Below are 3,812 nucleotides of genomic sequence, written 5' to 3'. Positions count from 1 at the left end.
GTGATCGACCGCTGCTGGGCGCTGGGCAGCGAGAACCCCATCCGCTTCATCCACGATGTCGGCGCCGGCGGCCTCTCCAATGCCCTGCCGGAGCTGGTCAAGGATGGCGAGCGCGGCGGCCTGTTCGACCTGCGTGCCGTGCCCAACGCCGAGCCGGGCATGAGCCCGCTGGAAATCTGGTGCAACGAGGCCCAGGAGCGCTATGTGCTGGCGGTGGCGCCGGAGGACCTCGCCACCTTCGAGGCGCTGTGCGAGCGCGAGCGCTGCCCCTATGCCGTGGTGGGCGAGGGGACCGAGGCGCACCACCTGGAGGTGCGTGACGGCCACTTCGAGAGCCAGCCGGTCGACCTGCCGATGAGCGTGCTGTTCGGCAAGCCGCCGAAGATGCAGCGCGAGTTCCAGCGCCGGGCCAAGACGCTCTCCGGGGTGATGCTCGACAATCTCGACCTGCGCGAGGCCATGGACCGCGTGCTGCGCCTCCCCGCCGTGGCCTCCAAGAGCTTTCTGATCACCATCGGCGACCGCTCCATCACTGGCCAGGTGGCCCGTGACCAGATGGTCGGTCCCTGGCAGGTGCCGGTGGCCGATGTGGCGGTGACCACGGCCAGCTTCGACACCCATGCCGGCGAGGCCATGGCCATGGGCGAACGGCCGCCGGTGGCGCTGATCGACCCGGCGGCCAGCGCCCGTCTGGCGGTGGCCGAGGCCATCACCAACCTGGCCGCCGCCCCCATCGACAAGCTCGGCAACATCAAGCTCTCCGCCAACTGGATGAGCGCCGCGGACCACCCGGGCGAGAACCAGGCCCTGTATGACGCTGTCCATGCGGTGGGCATGGAGCTCTGCCCGGCGTTGGGCATCGCCATCCCGGTGGGCAAGGATTCGATGTCCATGCGTACCGCCTGGCAGGAGGAGAGTGGCGCGGATGATGGGCAGGTCGAGGAGAAGAGCGTCACCTCGCCGCTGTCGCTCTCCGTGACCGGCTTCGCCCCCGTCAGCGACGCCATGCGGACCCTGACCCCGCAGATCAACCTGGAGCAGGACGAGTCTGACCTGTTGCTGATTGACCTGGGCGGCGGGCGGAACCGCCTGGGCGGTTCGGCGCTGGCCCAGGTCTATGGCCAGGTGGGTAACGAGTGCCCGGACCTGGACGACCCCGAGGACCTCAAGGCGTTTTTCGCCGTGATCCAGGGGCTCAATGCCGAGGGCACGCTGCTCGCCTACCACGACCGCAGCGACGGCGGCTTGCTGGTGACCCTGTTGGAGATGGCCTTCGCCGCCCATGCGGGCCTCGAGATCAAGCTCGACTGGCTGATCGACGAGCCCGTCGACGCCTTCAACGCGCTCTTCGCCGAGGAGCTCGGGGCGGTCATCCAGGTAAACCGCAAGGACACCGAGGCGGTGCTGGCCCAGTTCGCCGCCGCCGGTATCGAGACCTGTGGCGTCATCGCCCGGCCTCGCTACGACGACCAGGTGCGCGTGACCCTCTTCGAGGAGCCGCTGCTGGAGACCACCCGGCTGCTGGCCGAGCGGACCTGGGCCGAGACCAGCTACCGTCTGCAGGCGCTGCGTGACAATGCCGATTGCGCCAAGAGCGAGTTCGACGGCCTGCTCGACGGTCGCGATCCCGGGCTCTCCGCCCAGCCGACCTTCGAGGTCGACGAGGACATCGCCGCCCCTTATGTCAACGCGGCCCGCCCGGCCGTGGCGGTGCTTCGTGAGCAGGGCGTCAACGGCCAGCTGGAGATGGCCTGGGCCTTCGACCGGGCCGGCTTCGAGGCCGTCGACGTGCACATGAGCGATATCCTCGAGGGACGGGTGAGCCTCGAGGCCTTCAAGGGCCTGGTGGCCTGCGGCGGCTTCTCCTACGGCGACGTGCTGGGCGCCGGCGGCGGCTGGGCCAAGTCGGTGCTGTTCAATTCCCGCGCCCGGGAGCAATTCGCGGCCTTCTTCGACCGCGACGACAGCTTCTCGCTGGGGGTGTGCAACGGCTGCCAGATGCTCGCCCAGCTGCGCGAGCTGATCCCCGGGGCCGAGGCCTGGCCGCGCTTCGTGCGCAACGAGTCCGAGCAGTTCGAGGCCAGGGTCTCCATGGTGCAGGTAGAAAAGAGTCCGTCGATCCTGCTGGCCGGCATGGAGGGCTCGCGCCTGCCCATTGCCGTGGCCCACGGCGAGGGCCGTGCCGAGTTCCACGACAGCGCCCACCTGCGCGGCATCCAGGGCAGTGGCCAGGTCGCCCTGCGCTTCCTGGACAACCATGGCCAGGTGACCACCCGCTACCCGGCCAACCCCAATGGCTCGCCTTCCGGCATCACCGGCCTGACCACGCCCGATGGCCGGGTCACCATCATGATGCCGCACCCCGAGCGGGTCGTGCGCGCGGTGACCAACTCCTGGCGGCCCGCCGAGTGGACCCATGACGGCGCCTGGATGCGCCTGTTCCGCAACGCGCGTGTCTGGCTGGGCTGATGTCCCCCGGGCAGCATGATGGTAAGGCGGCCCAAGGGTCGCCTTCCGCGTCTTCGGCCCCCGTATTGCCTGCCCTGCGCTCCTACCAGCAGGAGACAGTGCGGCGTGTCGTGGCGCATTTCCGCAGCTCCAGCGATCCGGCGGTGGTGGTGCTGCCCACCGGCAGTGGCAAGTCGCTGGTGATCGCCGAGCTGGCCCGCCTGGCCCGGGGGCGGGTGCTGGTGCTGGCCCACGTGCGCGAGCTGGTGGCGCAGAACCACGCCAAGTACCTGGCCTACGGCCTCGATGCCGATATCTTCAGTGCCGGCCTGGGGCGCAAGGAGAGCGGTCGCCAGGTGGTGTTCGGCTCGGTGCAGTCGGTAGTGCGCAACCTCGAACGCTTCGCCGCGCCGGACCATCCGCGCGGCTCCTTCACCCTGCTGGTGATCGACGAGTGCCATCGGGTTTCGCCAGCGGAGGATGCCAGCTATCGGCAGGTGATCGACCATCTGCGTGCGGCCAACCCGCGCCTTAAGGTCCTCGGCCTCACGGCCACCCCCTATCGGCTCGGACAGGGCTTCATCTATCACCGTCACCACCATGGCATGGTGCGAGGAGAGGCGGACTGTTTCTTTCGCGACTGCGTCTTCGAGCAGCCGCTGCGGCTGATGGTCAAGCAGGGCTATCTCGCCCAGCCGAAGCGTATCGATGCGGCTGTCGAGCGCTACGACTTCTCGTCGCTCGTCCCCGGCTCGAGCGGTCTGTTCCGCGAGGAGGACCTCAATCGGGTGGCGGCGGGGCATCGCGCCACGCCTGGGATCATCGCCGAGGTGGTGGCGCGTGCTGCCGAACGGCAAGGGGTGATGCTGTTCGCCGCCACGGTGGCCCACGCCGAGGAAGTTCTGGGCTATCTGCCGGTGGGCGAGGCGGCACTGGTCACCGGCGAGACGCCCTCCACCGAGCGCGAGCGGCTCATCGATGCCTTCAAGGCGCGCAGGCTCAAGTACCTGGTCAACGTGGCGGTGCTGACCACCGGCTTCGATGCCCCCCATGTGGACCTGATCGCCATCCTGCGTCCCACCGAATCGGTGAGTCTTTACCAGCAGATCGTCGGCCGCGGCCTGCGTCTCTCGCCGGGCAAGCGCGACTGCCTGATCCTCGACTATGCCGGCAACCCCTGGGACCTCTATGCTCCAGAAGTGGGCTCGCCGAAGCCGGCCAGCGATAGCGAGCCGGTGCAGGTCGAATGCCCCCAGTGTGGCCACGCCAACCTCTTCTGGGGCAAGCGTGACGGCGAAGTGGTGATCGAGCACTTTGGCCGCCGCTGCCAGGGGCTGGTGGATGACACCTCGGCCACTCATGCT

2 protein-coding genes are annotated in these 3,812 nt (G+C 68.8%); both read left to right on the top strand.

What is annotated here, in order from left to right; all coding sequences use genetic code 11:
- Nucleotides 1–2,469: phosphoribosylformylglycinamidine synthase (purL, locus tag RI841_RS15210; protein WP_310706477.1), on the top strand; the 2,469-nt coding region annotated here is incomplete at its 5' end.
- Nucleotides 2,469–3,812, top strand: a 1,344-nt coding sequence (locus RI841_RS15205) for a DEAD/DEAH box helicase (protein WP_310706476.1), incomplete at its 3' end; no start/stop codon positions are given. The genes purL and RI841_RS15205, both read left to right, overlap by 1 nt.

Source organism: Halomonas sp., from assembly GCF_031581305.1.
Classification (GTDB): domain Bacteria; phylum Pseudomonadota; class Gammaproteobacteria; order Pseudomonadales; family Halomonadaceae; genus Halomonas.
This window is presented reverse-complemented; position numbering and strand designations above follow the sequence as displayed.